Origin of the sequence: Catellatospora sichuanensis, from assembly GCF_007483665.1 — a bacterium.
GTDB lineage: Bacteria > Actinomycetota > Actinomycetes > Mycobacteriales > Micromonosporaceae > Catellatospora > Catellatospora sichuanensis.
In genome coordinates this window covers 295393-313791 of sequence record NZ_ML660183.1, presented here as the reverse complement: position 1 = coordinate 313791, position 18399 = coordinate 295393, and the positions used below count along the sequence as shown (strand labels likewise).

The window sequence follows — 18399 nt, the reverse complement described above, 5'->3', positions numbered from 1 at the left end:
CATGCGGCACGGCAAGTACCGGTTCCTGGCGGGGGCGCTGATCGTGCCCCTGACGCTGTACGGCGTGTTCGTGCTGTCGCCGTACCTGCAGGCGTTCCAGTTGGCGTTCACCGACTGGAACGGGGTGTCGGATCAGCCGCGCTCCGTCGGGTTCGGCAACTTCGCCCGGCTGTGGGATGACCCGCTGTTCCTGGCGGGGCTGCGCAACAACGGGCTGATGCTGCTTGTCGTGCCGCTGGCCGTCATCGCGCTGGCGCTGGCCCTGGCCGCCGGCACCAAGGGGACCAGGGTCTACCGGGTGGTGTACTTCTTCCCCCAGCTGCTCAGCGTCGCGATCATCGCGGTGCTCTGGCAGTTCGTGTACACCCCCAACAGCGGGCTGCTCAACGGCGCGCTGTCCGCGGTGGGCCTGGACTCCTGGCGGCGGTCCTGGCTCGCCGAGCCGGACCTGGCGCTGTGGAGCGTGATGGCCGTCATGATCTGGTCGTCGGTCGGCTTCTACGTGGTGCTGTTCTCGGCCGCGATGGAGTCCGTGCCCGACGACATCATGGAGGCCGCCGCGATCGACGGGGCCGGCCCGGTGACCGTGTTCCGGCGCATCACGCTCCCGCTGATCTGGGAGAGCGTGCAGGTCGGCTGGATCTACCTGGGCATCGCGGCGCTGGACGGCTTCGCCCTGGTGCAGATCATGACGGTCGGGCCGGGCGGCCCGGACAACAGCACCGAGGTCATGGGCCTGGGGCTGTACCGGACCGCCTTCACCTTCGGCAAGTTCGGTTACGCCTCGGCGATGGGAGTGGCGATCTTCTTCCTCACCCTGTCCATCGCGGTGCTGCTGCTGCGGGTCACCAAGCGGGAAAGGGTGGAGCTGGCATGAGGACCAAGCACGCCGTCCTGACCCTGTGGGCCTTGCTGGTGACGCTGCCGCTGCTGTGGGCGCTGATGTCGTCGTTCAAGACCGACGCCGAGATCTTCGACAGCCCGTGGACGCCGCCGGCGACGCCGCGCTTCGACAACTGGTCGCGGGCCTGGGAGCAGGCCTCGATCGGGCAGTACCTGTTCAACACGGTGATCGTGGTGGGCGGCGCGCTGGCGCTGACCATGCTGCTCGGCGCGCTCACCGCGTACTGCCTGGCCCGCTACGAGTTCCCGGGCAACCGGTTCCTGTACTACACGCTGATCGCGGGGATGCTGTTCCCGGTCTTCCTGGCTCTGGTCCCGCTGTTCTTCGTGGTCGACAACCTCGGCATGCTCGGCACGTACCACGGGCTGATCCTCGTGTACGCCGCGTACGCCCTGCCGTTCACCGTGTTCTTCCTGCACGGGTTCTTCCGCTCGCTGCCCGGCGCGGTCGCCGAGGCGGCGTTCATCGACGGGGCCTCGCACGCCGGGGTGTTCTTCCGGGTCATGCTGCCCATGGCCCGGCCCGGGATGGTCAGCGTCGGCATCTTCAACTTCCTCGGCCTGTGGAACCAGTACCTGCTGCCCAAGGTGCTCAACCCGGACCCCGACCACTACGTGCTCGCCCAGGGCCTCGCCGAACTCGCGGTGAGCCAGGGCTACCGCAGCGACTGGAGCGGCCTGTTCGCCGGGCTGATCATCGCGATCCTGCCGGTCCTGCTCGCGTACGTCTTCTTCCAACGGCAGATCCGCGCCGGGCTGACCTCCGGCGCGCTCAAGTAACACCCACAGACCGCACGGACGAGCGTTTACGCCGAACTCGGGGAGAGTGCGCTCTTCGGCGTGCCCGACCGTGCCCGCAAGAAGGCACCTCCCACGGACCGCGGGGGCAGAAAGACCCCGGCGCGCCGCCTCTCACGCGGCGCGCCGGGGCTGCCCACCACCGTAGTCCGCCACCCCGAAAGGAGAGAACAGTGTCCCTCCGAACCTCATCCCGCAGACGTCCCATCATCGCTGCCGTCGGCGCCACCGTGACGGCGCTGGCGGCAGGCACGCTCGTCGCGCTGACCGCGGGCACCACCGCGGTCGCCTCGGCGGCGGTCTGCAACGCCCTGTTCGACGACTTCAGCTACAGCGGCCCGGCCGACCCGCTGATCAACCAGCGCGGCTGGTCCGTGCGTACCAACTCCGGCGGCCCCGGCATCCCCGGCGCCTCCTGGCCGGCCTCCAACGTCTCGTTCCCGACCGTGGACGGCGCCAAGTCCCTGCAGCTGCAGGCGTCCACCGACGGCACGGCCGGCGGCACCAGCCAGGCGGAGTTCCTGCACCAGCAGAAGTTCTTCGAGGGCACGTACGCCTCGCGGGTCAAGTTCACCGACGCGCCGGTCTCCGGCAACGACGGCGACCACCTGGTGGAGACCTTCTTCACCATCACCCCGCTGGCCGCCCCGATGGACCCCAACTACGGCGAGATCGACTTCGAGTACCTGCCCAACGGCGGGTGGGGCGAGCCGTCGAACATCATGTACGAGACCACCTGGGAGACCTACCGGCCCGACCCGTGGGAGGCCGTCAACGCCCACGGTGAGCAGCGGCAGTCCTACGCGGGCTGGCACGACCTGGTGTTCACGGTCTCGGCCGGGCACGTGAAGTACTACATCGACGGGACGTTGGTCGCCGACCACAGCGGCATCTACTACCCCGAGACGAACATGTCGATCAACTTCAACCTGTGGTTCATCGACTCGGCCGCGCACACCGGCGGCATGGCCACGTACCGCCAGCAGGTCGACTACCTGCTGTACACGCAGAACGAGGTGCTGACCCCGGCGCAGGCCAACGCCCGCGTCGCGTCGTACCGGGCGCAGGGGGTCAGCCACACCGACAGCGTCGGCGCGACCGGCACCTGCCCGACCGCGTCGCCGAGCACGGGTCCGAGCACGCCGCCGTCGTCCTCGCCGTCCCCGCGGCCGAGCACGTCGCCGTCGCCGTCGGCCCCGCCGACCGGCGGCACCGGCTGCGTCAACGCTCCGCTGTGGAACATCAGCGGCGTGTACACCACCGGCAACCAGGTCAAGTGGGAGCGCAGCGCCAACGGCAACCCCGGCGGCCCGAAGTCCGGTGACGGCGTGCACCTGTGGCGCGCCCGCTGGTGGACGCAGGGCAGCGAGCCCGGCTGGACCCAGCAGTGGGAAGACCTTGGCCGCTGCTGAGGCAGCACTGTCCAAGGCCTGTCTGAAGTGAAAGGATCAGCGCCCGTGACACTCGTCCTCGGCCTTGACGTCGGCGGCACGTCGTCGCGGGCGCTGATCACCACTCTCGACGGCGCCCGCGTCGGCTCCGGCCGCGCGGGCGCCGGCAATCCGGTGTCCGTGCCGCTCGCCGATGCCGTGACCTCGGTCGCGGACGCAGTGCGGGCGGCACTGTCCGGTCTGGACCCGCGCGACGTGCGGGCGGCGGTGATGGGCATCGCCGGAACCGGCCGGTTCACCGACCCGGTGGTGGCCGCCGCCTTCGGGCAGGCGTTCGCCGGGCTAGGGCTGACCGTGCCGGTGGAGCCGGTGGGCGACGTGCTGGTGGCGTACGCGGCCGGGACCGCCGAACCGTGCGGCAGCGTGCTGATCTCGGGGACCGGGGCGATCGCGGCGCGGATCGATGACGGGGAGATGGTCGGCACGGCCGACGGCATCGGCTGGTTGCTCGGCGACCTCGGCTCCGGCTTCTGGCTGGGCCGGGAAGCGGCCGCGCTGACCGCGCGTGAGCTGTACACCCGTGTTCCGGAAGGCCACCTGGCCCGCAGCGTCGCCACGACCGTGCTCGGCACGGTGCCCGACGCGGCCTCCCGGCAGGCCGCCGACGACCTGATCGGCGCGCTGCACGACCAGCCGCCCCGCCACCTGTCCCGGCTCGCGCCCCTGGTCAGCGAGGCCGCCGAACACGGCGACCCGCAGGCGCTCGCCATCGTCGACCGGGCAGCCGCCCACCTCGCGGACTGCCTCGACGAGGTGCACATCGACGGCCCGGTCGTGCTCGCGGGCAGCGTCCTGACGACGTCCGCGCCGGTCCGCACCGCAGTCACCCGCCTGCTGGACCACCGCTTCCCCGGCACCCCGATCACCGTCGCCGGTCCCGGCGAGGCCGGCGCCGCCCGCCTCGCTGCCCGGGCCATGGCCTGACGAAATCTTGCACAACTATTGTGCATAACTAGTTTGCACAATTACTGTGCATCTCATGGACGATGAGACCGGTGCTGCCCCGCACAGCGTCGTACGCCTGAACGCGCTACAGATCCGCACCCTGGCCCACCCGCTGCGGGCCCGCCTGCTGGGCCTGCTCCGGGTCGACGGACCGGCCACCGCCACCACCCTCGCCCGGCTGCTGGACACCAACACCGGTGCGACCAGCTACCACCTGCGCCAGCTCGCCGACGTCGGCCTCGTGGTGGAGGAGGCGGACCTCGGCACCAGCCGCCAGCGCTTCTGGCGCGCCGCCCACGACGCCAGCACCTGGCGGCCCACCGACTTCGACGACGACCCGGACGCCCGCGCCGCCGCCGAATGGATCGAGAACCACCAGGTGCAGTTCATGAGCGAGCAGGCCGAACTCTGGCTGGCGGCGCAGCAGCAGGCCCCGCACGCCTGGCGGGAGGCCGCGACGATCAGCGACGCGATACTGACCGTCGCACCGGAGCGGCTGCGCGCCCTGAACGAGGAGATCTGGCAGCTGATCGTGAAGTACCGGCTGGATCCCGCGCTCGCCGAGGAGGAGGGCGCCGCCCAGGTCCACGTGTTCCTGGCGAGCTTCCCGCGGGCGGAGGAGCTGCGATGAGCACGCTGTCGGTCAAGCAGGTGCGCCACCGGTTCCTGCTGCTGCACGGCCTGCGCTGGCTGCCGACCGGACTCATGGTCCCGGTCATGATCCTGCTGATGCAGGAACGCGGCCTGACCCTGCCGCAGATCGGCCTGGCCGCCACCGCGCAGGGCCTGGTCGTGCTCGTGCTCGAACTGCCCACCGGCGGGCTCGCCGACGCCATCGGCCGCAAGCCCGTGCTGGCGGCGTCGTGGGCGGTGAACCTGCTGAGCCTGGCGCTGGTGGTCACCGCCGACTCGTTCGCGATGTTCTACCTCGCCTGGGCGCTGCAGGGCATCCACCGGGCCCTCGACAGCGGCCCGCTGGAGTCCTGGTACGTCGACGCGACCCTGGCCGCCGACCCGGAGGCGAACTACGAGTCCGGCCTCGGACTCGCGGGCACCGTCATCGGCGTGGCCATCTCCGCCGGCGCGCTGATCTCCGGCGGCCTGGTCGCGCTGGGCCCGATCGGCCCGTTCAGCGCACTCACCGTGCCGATGGTCGCCGCCGCCGTGCTGCAGGTCGTCGCCCTGATCGTCCTGCTGATACTGATGGCCGAGGTCCGCCCGGCGCGTGGCGTGGGCGCACTGCTGGCCTCGGTGCGCGAAGCGCCCCGGATGGTCGGCCAGGCGTTCGGCCTGCTGCGCCGTTCCCGAGTGCTGCTGGCGCTCGTGGCCGTCGAACTGTTCTGGGGCTTCGGCATGGTCACCTTCGAAGGGCTGCTGCCGGTCCGGCTCGCCGAGGTGGTCGGCGACGCCGACCGGGCCGCCGCGATGCTCGGCCCGGCCAGCTCGGCGGCCTGGCTGGTCTCGGCCGCCGCGGCCGCGCTGACCCCACTGCTGCTGCGCTGGCCGGGTGCCGCGCCCGGCGCCGCGCTGCTGCGGATCCTGCAAGGGCTGACGGTGGTCGGCATGGGAGTGTTCGCGGGGCCCGTCGGGGTGCTGATCGCCTTCCTGGCCTGCTACGCCGTGCACGGAGCGTCGAACCCGCTGCACACCGGGCTACTGCACCGCCAGGTCGACGGCCCGTACCGGACCAGCGTCATCTCGCTGAACTCGATGATGGGGCAACCCGCCGGAGCGCTCGGCGGGGTCGCGCTCACCGCTCTCGCCGCCGCGACCAGCATCAGCACGGCGATGCTGGTCGGTGGTGCGGTGCTCGCCCTGGCCGCGCCGCTCTACCTGCCCGCCTGGCGCCAGGCCCGACGCAAGCCGGTGCCCGAGCCGACGTCCGCCGAGCCGGCCCCTGTCGGCTGAGCTGCTCCGGAGCGGCCGGGAGCGCCGTGTCCGGCGGAACGTGGGTCGTGATCCACCGGACCTGGTCCGGCGACCAGTCCGAGCCGGAGCCCCGCCCCCCGTGGACGAGGCTCCGGCGGCGGATGGGCTCACTCGCCGGAGTAGGTGCCGAAGCTCCAGATCACGCCCTGCGGGTCGCGGACGCTGAACCCGCGGGAGCCGTAGTCCTCGTCGCGCAGCTCGCGCAGGACGGTCGCCCCGGCGGCTACGGCCCGTGCGTAAAGCGCGTCGGGCTGGTCGGTGACGAGATAGACCAGGCCCTGGCCGGCGGGGATGTCGTGGACGTTGTCCGGGCGCGGGCTGCCGAGCATGACACCGCCGCCGGGCGGCCAGCGCAGCTCCGCGTGATCGACGGTCGGGCCGGTGCCGTGCACGGCCGTGGTCTTGAACCCGAACGCCTCCTCCAGGAACGCGATGGCGGCGTGCGCGTCGGTGTAGGTCAGGCAGGGCCAGACCATGGCGTTGTCACTCATGCGTCCAGCGTGACCGCTTCGACGTGGTCGTGGCTTGGAAGAATGGGAAGTTCCTCCGCCTGCGCCCAGTGCGACGGCGCGACGCCCGCGAACTCGCGCCACTCGCGGGCGAGATGGGCCTGGTCGTAGTACCCGCACGCGGCGGCGATCTCGGCCAGGGCCGGCCGGTGGGTGTCACGCATCAGCCGGGTCGAGCGTCCGAAGCGGACCAGGCGCAGCGCGTCCTTGGGCCCGACGCCGAACTCGGCGGCGAACCGCGCACCCAGGTGACGCCTGCTCCAGCCGGTCTCGGCGGCGAGCTCGCCGACCCGCAGCAGGCCGCCCGAGCGCATGATCCGCCGCCAGGCGAAGGACAGTTCGGGTGCGGCCTCCACAGGGTCCAGGCGGTGGGTGAGCGCCGTGTCCAGCAGGGCGAACCGCTCCGGCCACGACGCCGCCCGCAGCCGATCCGTGAGCGGCTCGAGCGACAGCGGCGCCACCACCGCCGCAAGCGCCGCGGCCGGCAAGCCGAACAGGGCGCGGGCGCCCGCCGGAGTGAGCGCCAACTGCACCCCGAACTGGCTGCCGTCGTGATGGATGAACGCGGGAGCCATGGTCAGGCCGCAGGCGAGGGCGGCGTAGCCGCTCGGCGTGTGGCCGGGGTCCAGCGAGACCAGGGTCGGCTCCTCGAAGCTGATCACCACGGTCAGATCGGGCGAGGGCAGGCCGAGGTGCACGCCCGGGGCGAACCCGCGGTAGTGATAGCCGAGGTACTGGTGCACGTAGGGCCGCAGGTGCGGTGCCGGAACGCCGTCGACGTGCTCTGCGACGGTCATGACGTCACTCCCTTCCCGTGGCATACGGTCAGCGGACACCGAACTCAGGCCCGCAGGGCGGCGATGACGGGCGCGAAGACCTCTAGGTACGGGTCGTGGACGGTGAGATAGCTGAAGCCGTAGCGCTCGCGCTGCCGCAGCAGCTGGGCGGCCATCTCCTCGACCGTGCCGAAAAGCAGGAACGGTGACTCCAGCGCCTGCTCGACGGTCATCGCACCGCCGGTGTCGACGCTCACCTTCTCCGCGGCGGCGTGCCGGTCGCCGGTCTCGACCACCCGCTGGATGAGCGCGTGCCACTCGAGCTGCTCGGCGCGGTCACCCGCGTGCGTGCGGACGAAGGCGACACGCTCGTCGGTCTCGGCCGCCGACGCCAGCCGGAAGGTGCCCGGCTCCGCGCCTTTGATCTGGTACACCCCGGCCACTGACACGATGTCGGCCTGCTCGGCGGCGATGCGCAGGATGCGGTCGCCGGTGCCGCCGACGATCAGCGGCGGCCCGTACCCGCCGAAGCCCTGCTTCTGCACCGGGACAGGCGGGGCTCCGCCGGGCAGCGGTCTGGTGTCGTCGGTCCGGAACCAGCGCCCCAGCTCGCCGATCATCCGGTCGAGCTGCCCGGCCCGGACGCCGAACGGGGCGAACGGCAGACCCGCCGCGTCGAACTCCCACTTCATGTGCCCCGCGCCGAGGCCGACCTCGAGCCGCCCACCCGTGAGCAGGTCGGTTGTGGCGATCTCGCGGGCCAGCAGTGCCGGGTTCCAGAACGGCACGTTGAGGACCAGGGTGCCGACCCGCAGCCGCTCGGTCGCCGCCGCAGCCGCGACCAGCACCGGGAACGGCGCGGGCGCGCCCAGGTGGTCGGCGGCGAACACGGTGTCGTAGCCGAGCCGCTCGGCCAGCCGGCAGCGCTGCACGAAGGCATCGCCGGAGGGCACCGAGAAGACGTTCGACGAGAACCGGAACTCACGCATACCGTGACCTTGCCGTGTCGTGAGCCGAGATGCCAACGCCGCATACCCGGGTCTTGCGGTGGTCGCGCACAGTGTGTGCCATGACGTCTCTGCCGCCCGGCCAGCCTCAGCCGAAGAGCCCGGTACGCAAGATCCTTATCATCTCCGCGATCGTCCTCGTGCTCTGCTGCGGTGGCGCAGGCGTCGCCGGCTTCTTCGCGTACCGCGGGATCACCTCGCTGACCGGCCCGCCCAGGGACGCCGCTGTGGCGTACGCCGACGACCTGGTCGCCGGTGACTACGCCGGCGCGTACGCGAGCCTGTGCCGCCGCACCCGTGAACTGACCAGCGAGCAGCAGTACATCGCGGAGCAGAGCGCCCGGCCGCGGATCAGCGGCTACTCGGTGGCGGGCGTCAACGTCGAGCAGCACAACTCGACCGTGAGCGGTGTCGTCACCTTGGAGCTGACCCGGGCCGACGACGGCTCGCAGTACGTGCTGGGCATCCCGCTGCTCAAGGAGGACGGACAGTGGCGGGTCTGCCTGTAGGCGGTCGGCCGGTGACCGCTGCCGCGCGGTGGTGAACGCGGGCGGCCGGGCCTTCGCGGCCCGGCCGCCCGATGCCGGTCAGCGGCAGTGGTGGATGTCGCTGGTGGCCGAGGCGAGCACGATGTCGGCGCTGACGCCCAGCGTCTGCGGGACGACGAGGTGCACGCCGCGCACGGTGAGCCCGCCGTCGACGGGCACCTGCTCGTTGAACACGATCTTCGCACCGGGTACGCCCGGGATCGCGACCGTGCTGTTCGGACCGGTGGTCACGGTCACCGCGACGCCGCCGACGAGCAGCTGCCCGACCGTGACCGCGCCGGTGGACCCGGCGCAGTCCGTGACGGACGTGGTGCGCACGTCGCGCAGCGCGATCGCGGGCAGGCCGGGCAGGCCCAGCTCGACCGAGCCGACCGTCGCGGTCGCGGTCGAGCCGCCCGGTGCGGTGCGGGTGGTGACGTTCGCGCACAGCGCCGCGGCGCGCAGGACCAGCACGTTCACCGCGGCCGTGCACGGGGTGGCGGTGGTCGACGGGTCGGGGGTCCGCACCGCGCCGGTGTCCGGGGCTGCGGGCAGGGTGGCGGTGCCGACCAGGACCTTGAGTTTGCCGGAGAGGCCGTACGCCCGGCCGGTCTCGTGCTGCAGGCCGACCGTCGCGGCGGCCCGGCTCGGCTCGTAGAAGGGGCTGCCGGCGTAGCCCGCGGTCACGGGCAGCCGGCCGCCGGCGGCGAGCGGCTGGGCCACGTCGGCGATGACGCAGGCGGCGGTGCCGGTGGCGTCGGTGTGCGCGGTGCAGGTCTGCGCGGACGGGCCGCTGCCCAGCGTCAACGTGACCGGGGCGGCGGCGACGGGCGTGCCGTCACCGGGCAGCGGCGGTGCCGAGCCCTCGGTGAGCCGGGCGGTCAGCCGTGCGGGCTCGTCGTTGGCGACGTTCACCTCGCCGGTGTACGCGAGCCGGGTCTGCTCCTTGGTCACGGTGAAGTTCGCCGTCGCCGCGCTGGGCAGGTGCACCTCGTCCCCGGCGTAGCCGGCCGTCGCCGTGTACGGGCCGGGCGTTTCCTGCGGCACGACCGTGCAGCTCGCGACGCCGTCGTCGCCGGTGACGGCGTCGCAGGACTCGGTCGCGTTGAGCGCGAGGCTGACCGGCTCGCCGGGCAGTGCCGCGCCGGTGTCGGTCAAGGTCAGCTTCGCGGCCAGCCGGACCGGGTCGTGGTGGTCGCCGGTGACGTCGCCGGTCCAGGCCAGCGTGGTCGGTTTGCGATTGACCTGGTACGAGGTCGACACGCTCGACGCGTGCTGGGTGGTGTCCCCGGCGTACGAGGCGGTCAGCGTGCGGCTGCCGGCGGGCGCCTGCGGGGTGACCGCGCACGCCGCGTCGCCGGCCGCGTCGGTGACCGCGCTGCAGCCCGGCGTTCCGGCCAGCGCGAACTGCACCGTCGCGCCCGGGATCGGGGCGCCGCCGGTGGTGTAGGTGAGCCGGGCGCGCAGGTTCGCCGGTGCGCCCACCGGGCCGGAGGTCGCGCCGAGGTAGCTCAGCGTCGTGTCGCGTACCTGGTAGGAGATGGTGATCGAGGCGTCGTCGGCGGTCTCGGCGATGCTGACGTTGCTCGCGCCCGCGGCGGTGTGGCTCGCGCCGGAGCCGCCGTTGCCGCCGTCGAACCCGGCGAGCAGCGGGGCCGGGGGAGCGCCGCCGGACGAGCCGCCGCCACCGCCGTACCAGCCCCCGCCGCCACCGCCGCCGCCCCCGCCGGTGGTGCCGGGCGCGAGCGCGCCGACGCCGCCGACGGCGTACGCGCCGGGGAAGCCGACCAGCCCGAGCGGCCCGAACGGCAGTCCGCCGTTGCCCGCTCCGCCCGAGGTGCCGTCGCCGCCGTCACCGGACGGCGCGCAGCTGGCGGCGAAGCAGCCGCCGCCCCCGCCGCCCCCGCCACCGGCGACGACCAGCCGCGACGCGGCCGAGTCGCACGGGCTGCCCAGCGAGCAGGTGCGCAGGTCCGACGCACCGCCGCCCGCGCCGCCGTTGAACGGGGAGCCCGCGCCGCCCTCGCCGCCGCCGCCGAAGCCGGGGAACGCGCCGTCGCCGCCGTCACCGCCGCGCTCGCCGACCTCGACCCACAGCCGGGTGACGCCGGCCGGGATCGCCAGGTCGGCCTCGACCCGTGCGCCGGGGCGGCCGTCCTCGCCGCTGCCGTCGCCGCCCCCGCCGCGCGCGCCGATCACGACGACATGCACGTTCGTCACGCCCGCGGGTACGTTCCAGACCTGCTCACCACCGTTGGCCGTGTACGTCGCCGTCACCTGGTGATCGGCCCAGGCGGGCGACCCGCCCGCGATCACCCCGCCGCACGCGGCCGCCACGCCCACCAGCGCCGCCAGCGCCGCCCTGTTTGCCCGTCCGCGCACGCGGATCCTCCTCGATAGACCAATCTCGACCGTTCAACGAGGTGATCGAGGCGGCTGAGGTATCGGCAAGCCGACACCGGAGGCGGGGCCCCGGCGGTCGGACGCCACGACCCTCGTGCGCGTCGCGTCTGCCTCCCGCACCGGCCCGCACCGGGGACTTGTTCTCCCATGACACGTGCGGATACGCCCCACGGTCGGGTCACGCGGGCGAATCCGGTCCTACGTTCGCCCTTCATCGGCACGGGCAGGAGGGCATACGTCATGTGGAGACTCTGGTACGCGGTGGGAGTGGTGCTGGTCGGGTTCGGACTGCTGGTCGGGGCGGTGGCCGTGTACGGGTATACGCAGCTCGTCGACGAGCAGGCATCCGCCGAGCAGTTGCTGTCCGAGTCGGAGGGAGGGCGAGGTGCGGCTGCGGCAGTGGCGAATCGCCGACATCGAGGACGGCAAGTCCAACAACGTCCTGTTCGGGTTCGGCAGCCTGGTGCCGATCGTCGGCGGCGTGGGCCTCGTCGCGCTCAGCCATCGCCGGCTCAACCAACGCAGGCAATCGTGATCGACGCTGGCCTATCTCGTCGAATCCGAGGCTCGGATTTTCGATGAGATAGGCCAGCGTCGATAAAAGATGGAGCGTCGTACGCGCGTCAGCGGAGCTTGTCGAGGCCTGCGCGGCGCAGGGCGTCGGCCATGGCGCTGTTGCCGACCGGCTCGCTGCGCTGCTGGCGCGGCTGCCCGCCGCGCTGACCACCCTGGCCGCCCTGGCCGCCCTGCCCACCGCGCTGGCCGCCGCCCGAACCGCCGCCGCGCTGACCGCCACCGCCACCGCCACCGCCGCGCTGGCCACGGTCTCCGCCGCCTCCGCCGCCCTGGCGTGCGGCACCGGCGGGAGCCGCCTCGTCCTCCAGGCGCAGGGTCAGCGAGATGCGCTTGCGCGGGATGTCGACGTCGAGCACCTTGACCTTGACCACGTCGCCGGATTTGACCACGTCGCGCGGGTCGCTGACGAAGGTCCGCGACATCGCCGACACGTGCACCAGGCCGTCCTGGTGCACGCCGATGTCGACGAACGCACCGAACGCGGCCACGTTGGTGACCACGCCCTCCAGCAGCATGCCTGGCTGCAGGTCGCCGATCTTCTCGACGCCGTCCTTGAAGGAGGCGGTCTTGAAGGCGGGGCGCGGGTCGCGGCCGGGCTTCTCCAGCTCCTTGATGATGTCGGTGACGGTCGGCAGGCCGAAGACGTCGTCGGCGTACTCGGTGGGCTTGAGGGTGCGCAGCAGCGAGCCGTTGCCGATCAGCTTGGCCATCTCGATGCTGTTGTTCTTCAGGATGCGCTGCACCACCGGGTATGCCTCGGGGTGCACGCTGGAGGCGTCGAGCGGGTTGTCGCCGTTGGGGATGCGCAGGAAGCCCGCGCACTGCTCGAACGCCTTCGGACCCAGGCGCGCGACCTCCTTGAGCGCGGTGCGCGAGCGGAACGGGCCGTTGGTGTCGCGGTGCATCACGATGTTCTCGGCCAGGCCGGTGCTGATGCCGGAGACCCGGGCCAGCAGCGGCGCGGAGGCTGTGTTCACGTCGACGCCGACGCCGTTCACGCAGTCCTCGACGACCGCGTCGAGCGAGCGGGACAGCTTCACCTCGGACAGGTCGTGCTGGTACTGCCCGACGCCGATGGACTTCGGGTCGATCTTCACCAGCTCGGCGAGGGGGTCCTGCAGGCGGCGGGCGATGGAGACCGCGCCGCGGATCGACACGTCGAGGCTGGGCAGCTCCTGCGAGGCGTACGCCGACGCGGAGTACACCGACGCGCCCGCCTCGGACACGACGATCTTCGTCAGGTTGAGCTGCGGAGCGAGCTTGATCAGGTCGATGGCGAGCTTGTCGGTCTCCCGCGACGCGGTGCCGTTGCCGATCGCGATCAGCTCGACGTTGTGCGCGGCGGCCAGCTTGGCGAGGGTGGCCAGCGAGGCGTCCCAGCGGTTGTGCGGCACGTGCGGGTAGATGGTGTCGTGGGCGACGACCTTGCCGGTGGCGTCGACGACGGCGACCTTCACGCCGGTGCGGTAGCCGGGGTCCAGGCCCATCGTGGCGCGGGTGCCGGCCGGGGCGGCCAGCAGCAGGTCGCGCAGGTTCATCGCGAAGACCCGGACGGCCTCCTCCTCGGCGGCCTGCCACAGCCGGGTGCGCAGGTCCAGGCCGAGGTGCACCAGGATGCGGGTGCGCCAGGCCCAGCGCACGGTGTCGCCCAGCCACTTGTCGGCGGGGCGGCCGCGGTCGCTGATGCCGAACGCGGCGGCGATGCGCTGCTCGAAGATGGTCGGGCCGGCGGGCGCGCCCTCGGCGGCGGGCTCGTCGGGCTCCATGACCAGGTCGAGCACCTCCTCCTTCTCGCCGCGGAACATGGCCAGGATGCGGTGGCTGGGCAGCTTGGCGTACGGCTCGGAGAAGTCGAAGTAGTCGGAGAACTTCGCGCCCTCCTCGGCCTTGCCGTCGCGCATCCTCGACACGATGCGCCCGCGGGTCCACATCTGCTCGCGCAGCGCGCCGATCAGGTCGGCGTTCTCGCCGAAGCGCTCGACCAGGATCGAGCGGGCGCCCTCCAGCGCGGCGGCGGGGTCGGCGACGCCCTTGTCGGCGTCGACGAAGCCGGCGGCGGCGGTCTGCGGGTCGTGCGAGGGGTCGCCGAGCAGCAGGTCGGCGAGCGGCTCCAGGCCGGCCTCGCGGGCGATCATCGCCTTGGTGCGCCGCTTGGGCTTGTACGGCAGGTAGATGTCCTCCAGCCGCGCCTTCGAGTCCGCACCGTTGATCATCGCTTCGAGGGCGTCGTCGAGCTTGCCCTGGGAGCGGATCGACTCGAGGATCGTCGACCGGCGTTCCTCCAGCTCACGCAGGTAGCGCAGCCGCTCTTCGAGGGTGCGCAGCTGGGCGTCGTCCAGCTCGCCGGTGACCTCCTTGCGGTACCGGGCGATGAACGGGACGGTCGATCCGCCGTCGAGGAGCTCGACCGCCGCGTTCACCTGGTTCTGCCGTACGCCGAGTTCCTCGGCAATGCGCTGCGCAATGGACGTCGTCACGGTGGAACATTCTGCCTGCACCGCGCCGTCCTGGCACGCAGGGGGCGGCGGTGGCGACCCCGATGGGCCGCCTTCCCGCCCCGTCCTGTGCACGCGGGGCGGGATTGCGGGTCTGGGCGGCGCCGGTGGATGGTGTGGTCAGGGGGTGGTGAAGAAGTCGGCGATCGGGTCGACGAGGCGGGGCGGGGCGATGGCGATCGCGTCGTGGCGGCCGCGGGCGACGACCATCGTCCGGGACCGGGGGATGACGCGGGCCAGCTTCTCGTGGTGCTCGGCGAAGTAGCCGGGGGCGCTGGCGCCGCAGGCCAGCAGGACGTCGGCGGTCACTGCCGCATACACGTCGGCCGAGCCGGCGTGGGCGACCACCTGCCTGGTCTCGAACATCGACATCGGCAGCAGGTCGCCCATCTTGCGGCCGATCGGCGTACGCAGGAAAGCGCGGCAGATCGCGGTGCGCACGCTCAGCGGCAGCCGGGACACCGCGGAGTGGGTGTTGACCCCGGCCGCGACGATCGCGACGGCGCGGGCGGTCTCGCCGCTGCGCAGCGCCTCCTCCACGGCGTCGAGGTAGGTCCACTCGGGCGTCCCGTCGATGCACAGTGCCGCGTCGTAGAGGGCGAGCCGCTCGATCGGCAGGCGCAGCGCGGCCCGCAGGGCGACGAATCCGCCGTAGCTGTGCCCGATGACGTAGCGCGCTCCGGTGTGCTCCAGGACGGCACCGAGGTCGTCGATCTCCTGCTCGACGGAGTAGGGCTCCCGCCGGGCGGGCGCGTCGGCCCGGCCGCGCCGGTTGTAGGCGTGCACGGTGCACCGGTCGGAGAGCCGGGCGACCAGTCGGCGGTATTCGTCGATGGTGATCCCGCCGCCGTGCACGAGCACGACCCCCGGCCCGGTGCCGGTCGAATGCAGGGCGATGCTCGCGCCGTCCGGCGCCGTGACCCGTTCCATGACTGCTCCCCTCGGTCCTAAACAGCGAACGCTGTTCGCAGTTTAGCGTCACGCGCAGTGCGGCGCATTCGGGGTATGGCCGCTGCACCGGGCACGCGACGAACGGCGGCAGACCCGAATCCGGTCTGCCGCCGCCGATCGAGTGGTACGGGTCGTCCGGATCAGCCGGCCGACGAAGGGACGGTGGCAGGGAAGCCCTCGCGCCGCCCGTAGGCCACGCCCAAAACGCCGACGCAGGTGAGCAGTGCGGCGACCAGTGGCAGCGCGGCCGGTCCCCAGCCGGCGAGCACCAGCCCGCCGACCAGCGCGCCGCCGCCGATACCGACGTTGAACGCCGACGCGTTCAGGGCCGCGGCGGTGTCGGCGGCCCCCGCCGGGGCGGCGCGCAGGATCGCCGCCTGCAACAGCGTTGCGAGGGCGTTGAGCGCCATGCCGGCGACGGCGGCCGCCGCCACGGCCGCGGCCGGGGAGCGGCCGGACAGGGCGAGGCCGATCAGCGCGACGGTCAGCGTGGCGGTGCCCGCCAGCATGGCGAACCGGGGCCGCTTGTCGACCAGCAGCCCGGCGGCGAGCAGACCGACCGCGCCGGCCGCGCCGTAGCCGAGCAGCGCCGGGCTCAGCGCCGCCTCGCTCAGGCCGGTGGACTGCAGGAACGGCGAGATATAGGTGTAGAAGCTGAAGTAGCCGAGCATCGTCACCGCGGTGGTGACCACGACGATCGCCACGGACGGGGTGCGCAGCACCTGCAGCAGGCTCATCCCGCCGCCCGGGGTCTCGCCGGGGTAGTCGGGCAACAGCCGCCAGCCGACGAACGCCAGCACCAGCGAGATCCCGGCGAGCACGGCGAAGGTGGCCCGCCAGCCGACGGCGACGCCGAGCGCGGTGCCCGCGGGCAGGCCGACCAGGATCGCCACGGTGCCGCCGGTGAACACGAGGGTCACCGCGCGGCCGACCCGGTCGGGGGTGACCATGCGGGCGACGTATCCGGCGACCATGGCCCAGAACGCGCCGTGGGTCAGGCCGCCGATCAGCCGGGCGGCCGCCGCCAGCGGGTACACCGTGCTCAACGCCATGATCACGTTGCTGGCGGCGTAAGCGACGAGCGCGCCGACCAGCAGCCCGCGGCGCGGGAAGCGGGCGGTGAGCCGCCCCAGCGGAGCCGCGAACAGCGCCACCATCAGGGCGTATCCGGTGACGAGCAGGCCCACCGTGGGCTCGGACACGTCGAGGTCCCGGCTGATCGAGCTGAGCAGGCCCATCGGCAGCATCTCGGTCGTCACCGACAGGAAGGTGCCCGCGGCCACCACGAGCAGTCCCGCCAGCGGCCACGGTGCCCGGGTCGCGGCGGCGGTCTCGTTCTCGGTCGTCGCGGTCATCGTCCGACCGTAAGCGCTCGCACGGGTTATCCCCCCGGGGTTTTCCCGGTGAACTCGAACACAGAGCCAGGGTTGACCCTGGCTCGTCCCGGGTATCGGCGTCGATTGCTCGACGCGGCCACCTCCGTCCCGGCACCCTGTCAGCGCTCACAGGGACACGGGGAAGGGAGCTGGTCAGGGTGCGCCTCAGGAGGGTGCTGGCGATCATCGGTGTGGTGGTGCTGCTGCTGTGCACGGTCTGCGCGGGAGCCGGTGTGTGGCTCTGGAACGCGCAGGTGATCTCGACGGCGGACCAGGTCGACTTCACCCGGCCGCTGGCGGTGCCGCCGCTCGCGCCGTCGCGGATGGAGGGCGGCCGACGGGTGTTCGATCTCAAGGCGCAGGCCGGGGAGCACGACTTCGGCCGCGGCGCGACGCCGACCTGGGGGTTCAACGGCGGCTACCTCGGGCCGACGCTGCGGGCCGCACGCGGCGAGCAGGTCGCGGTCAACGTGACCAACGCCCTGGACCAGACCACCACGGTGCACTGGCACGGCATGCACCTGCCCGCGGAGGCCGACGGCGGCCCGCACCAGCTCGTCGCGGCGGGAAAGACGTGGTCGCCGACCTGGAAGGTGGACCAGCCCGCGGCGACGCTGTGGTACCACCCGCACCTGCACGGGGAGACCTCCGAGCACGTGTACCGCGGGCTGGCCGGACTGTTCCTCGTCGACGACCCGGCGACGTCGGTGGACGCGCTGCCGCACGAGTACGGCGTCGACGACATCCCGCTGATCGTGCAGGACAAGAAGTTCGACGGCGACGGCGAGCTCGACGACAGCTCCGAGTTCATGAGCGGGGTCGGGGTGCTCGGCGACACCATCGCGGTCAACGGCACCGTCGGGCCGTACCTCGACGTGACCACCGAGCGGGTACGGCTGCGGCTGCTCAACGGGTCCAACGCCCGCTCCTACGAGTTCGGGTTCACCGACGGGCGCAGGTTCGCGCTGGTCGGTACCGACGGCGGGCTGCTGGCGTCGGCGTACGACACCGACCGGATCACCCTGTCGCCCGGCGAGCGCGCCGAAATCGTGGTGACGGTGCGGGCCGGTGAGCGTGCGGTGCTGCGCAGCTACCCGCCGGACCTGGGCGCCGGGCCTTTCGAACGGTTCGTCGGCGGTGCCGACACCTTCGACGTGCTGCAGTTGCGTGCCGCGGGCACGCTCGCGCCGCGCCCGGCCGTGCCGCAGCGCCTGGTGGAGACCGCGCGGCTGGACCGCAAGGACGCCGCGCAGGAGCGCCGGTTCACGATGAGCGGTCACGCGATCAACGGCAAGCAGATGGACATGACCCGGATCGACTTCGCCCCGGAGCGGGGCAGCGTGGAGATCTGGAAGCTCGTCAACAGGGACGGCCAGCCGCACAACTTCCATGTCCACGACGTGCAGTTCCAGGTGCTCACCCAGGACGGGGCCGCGCCACCGCCGCATCTGTCGGGCTGGAAGGACACGATCTACCTGCCGGGCGACGTCACCTTCGAGGTGATCATGCGGTTCAGTGACTTCGCGGACGCGGACACCCCGTACATGTTCCACTGCCACGTGCTCTACCACGAGGACGCGGGCATGATGGGCCAGTTCGTGGTGGTGCCGCCGGGTGGCAAGCCGGGTGTCGTCGACCACTCGTCGCACCTGGCCCACGCCGGGCACCACTGAGCAGGCGCCGTGGCGGGGGGGCGCGGGGGGGCCGTACCGGGCGGCGCGCCCGCACCCGGGTACCCCCAGACCGGCCGCCT

16 protein-coding genes are annotated in these 18399 nt (G+C 72.5%); 9 read left to right on the top strand and 7 right to left on the bottom strand.

The genetic code is table 11. From position 1 onward, the window contains the following. The first annotated feature begins 1 nt into the window (after position 1). The 6 genes from FLL47_RS01365 to FLL47_RS01340 all read left to right on the top strand — a co-directional run bounded on the left by FLL47_RS01365 (position 2) and on the right by FLL47_RS01340 (position 6005). A complete protein-coding gene (locus FLL47_RS01365) occupies positions 2–877 on the top strand; it encodes a carbohydrate ABC transporter permease (protein WP_144118538.1) in 876 nt (291 codons plus the stop codon). Continuing rightward, positions 874–1683, top strand: coding sequence for a carbohydrate ABC transporter permease (locus FLL47_RS01360; protein WP_144118537.1), 810 nt, complete (start codon positions 874–876; stop codon positions 1681–1683). Before FLL47_RS01365 ends, FLL47_RS01360 begins: the two co-directional genes overlap by 4 nt. Positions 1684–1874: 191 nt before the next feature. After that, positions 1875–3113 (top strand): family 16 glycosylhydrolase, encoded by a 1239-nt coding sequence (locus FLL47_RS01355; protein ID WP_246157427.1) that lies wholly within the window; start codon positions 1875–1877, stop codon positions 3111–3113. A 45-nt stretch (positions 3114–3158) separates the two neighbouring features. After that, the gene (locus FLL47_RS01350) at positions 3159–4076 is read left to right on the top strand and encodes an N-acetylglucosamine kinase (RefSeq protein WP_186315510.1); all 918 of its coding nucleotides are present in this window, start codon (positions 3159–3161) and stop codon (positions 4074–4076) included. A 55-nt stretch (positions 4077–4131) separates the two neighbouring features. Beyond that, on the top strand, positions 4132–4728 hold the full coding sequence (locus FLL47_RS01345; RefSeq protein WP_144118535.1) for a winged helix-turn-helix domain-containing protein: 597 nt from the start codon (positions 4132–4134) through the stop codon (positions 4726–4728). Continuing rightward, positions 4725–6005 (top strand): MFS transporter, encoded by a 1281-nt coding sequence (locus FLL47_RS01340; protein WP_144118534.1) that lies wholly within the window; start codon positions 4725–4727, stop codon positions 6003–6005. Before FLL47_RS01345 ends, FLL47_RS01340 begins: the two co-directional genes overlap by 4 nt. 128 nt (positions 6006–6133) lie before the next feature. Here the strand turns inward: FLL47_RS01340 and FLL47_RS01335 are convergent, their stop codons facing one another. Genes FLL47_RS01335 through FLL47_RS01325 form a run of 3 tightly spaced genes read right to left on the bottom strand, consistent with a single transcriptional unit; the run spans position 6134 to position 8300 of the window. Further along, complete coding sequence (locus FLL47_RS01335; protein WP_144118533.1) at positions 6134–6517, bottom strand: VOC family protein; 384 nt, start codon at positions 6515–6517, stop codon at positions 6134–6136. After that, positions 6514–7332, bottom strand: coding sequence for a helix-turn-helix domain-containing protein (locus FLL47_RS01330; RefSeq protein WP_144118532.1), 819 nt, complete (start codon positions 7330–7332; stop codon positions 6514–6516). Before FLL47_RS01330 ends, FLL47_RS01335 begins: the two co-directional genes overlap by 4 nt. Before the next feature lie 44 nt (positions 7333–7376). Further along, positions 7377–8300, bottom strand: coding sequence for an LLM class F420-dependent oxidoreductase (locus tag FLL47_RS01325; RefSeq protein WP_144118531.1), 924 nt, complete (start codon positions 8298–8300; stop codon positions 7377–7379). 80 nt (positions 8301–8380) lie between these two features. Here FLL47_RS01325 and FLL47_RS01320 point away from each other — a divergent pair, with 80 nt between their 5' ends. Further along, positions 8381–8827 carry an Rv0361 family membrane protein gene (locus FLL47_RS01320; RefSeq protein ID WP_144118530.1) on the top strand — a complete coding sequence of 149 codons (447 nt, stop codon included), beginning with the start codon at positions 8381–8383 and terminating at the stop codon, positions 8825–8827. A gap of 78 nt (positions 8828–8905) precedes the next feature. On the opposite strand, the gene FLL47_RS44620 is transcribed toward FLL47_RS01320, so the two are convergent. After that, positions 8906–11227 carry an Ig-like domain-containing protein gene (locus FLL47_RS44620; RefSeq protein WP_144118529.1) on the bottom strand — a complete coding sequence of 774 codons (2322 nt, stop codon included), beginning with the start codon at positions 11225–11227 and terminating at the stop codon, positions 8906–8908. Positions 11228–11633: 406 nt separating this feature from the next. Here FLL47_RS44620 and FLL47_RS42640 point away from each other — a divergent pair, with 406 nt between their 5' ends. Beyond that, entirely contained in the window at positions 11634–11783 is a 150-nt protein-coding gene (locus FLL47_RS42640; RefSeq protein WP_186315509.1) for a hypothetical protein, read from the top strand. An 88-nt stretch (positions 11784–11871) separates the two neighbouring features. Here FLL47_RS42640 and FLL47_RS01310 read toward each other — a convergent pair whose 3' ends face one another. The 3 genes from FLL47_RS01310 to FLL47_RS01300 form a co-directional block, all read right to left on the bottom strand. Next, a complete protein-coding gene (locus FLL47_RS01310; RefSeq protein WP_144118528.1) occupies positions 11872–14301 on the bottom strand; it encodes a Tex family protein in 2430 nt (809 codons plus the stop codon). Positions 14302–14439: 138 nt separating this feature from the next. After that, a complete protein-coding gene (locus tag FLL47_RS01305; RefSeq protein ID WP_144118527.1) occupies positions 14440–15249 on the bottom strand; it encodes an alpha/beta fold hydrolase in 810 nt (269 codons plus the stop codon). Positions 15250–15410: 161 nt separating this feature from the next. Continuing rightward, positions 15411–16625: an MFS transporter gene (locus tag FLL47_RS01300; RefSeq protein WP_144118526.1), complete on the bottom strand. Its 1215-nt coding sequence runs from the start codon at positions 16623–16625 to the stop codon at positions 15411–15413. Between the two features lie 179 nt (positions 16626–16804). Between FLL47_RS01300 and FLL47_RS01295 the strand changes: the two genes are divergently transcribed. Next, positions 16805–18319: a multicopper oxidase family protein gene (locus FLL47_RS01295; RefSeq protein WP_246157425.1), complete on the top strand. Its 1515-nt coding sequence runs from the start codon at positions 16805–16807 to the stop codon at positions 18317–18319. Positions 18320–18399: the final 80 nt, after the last annotated feature.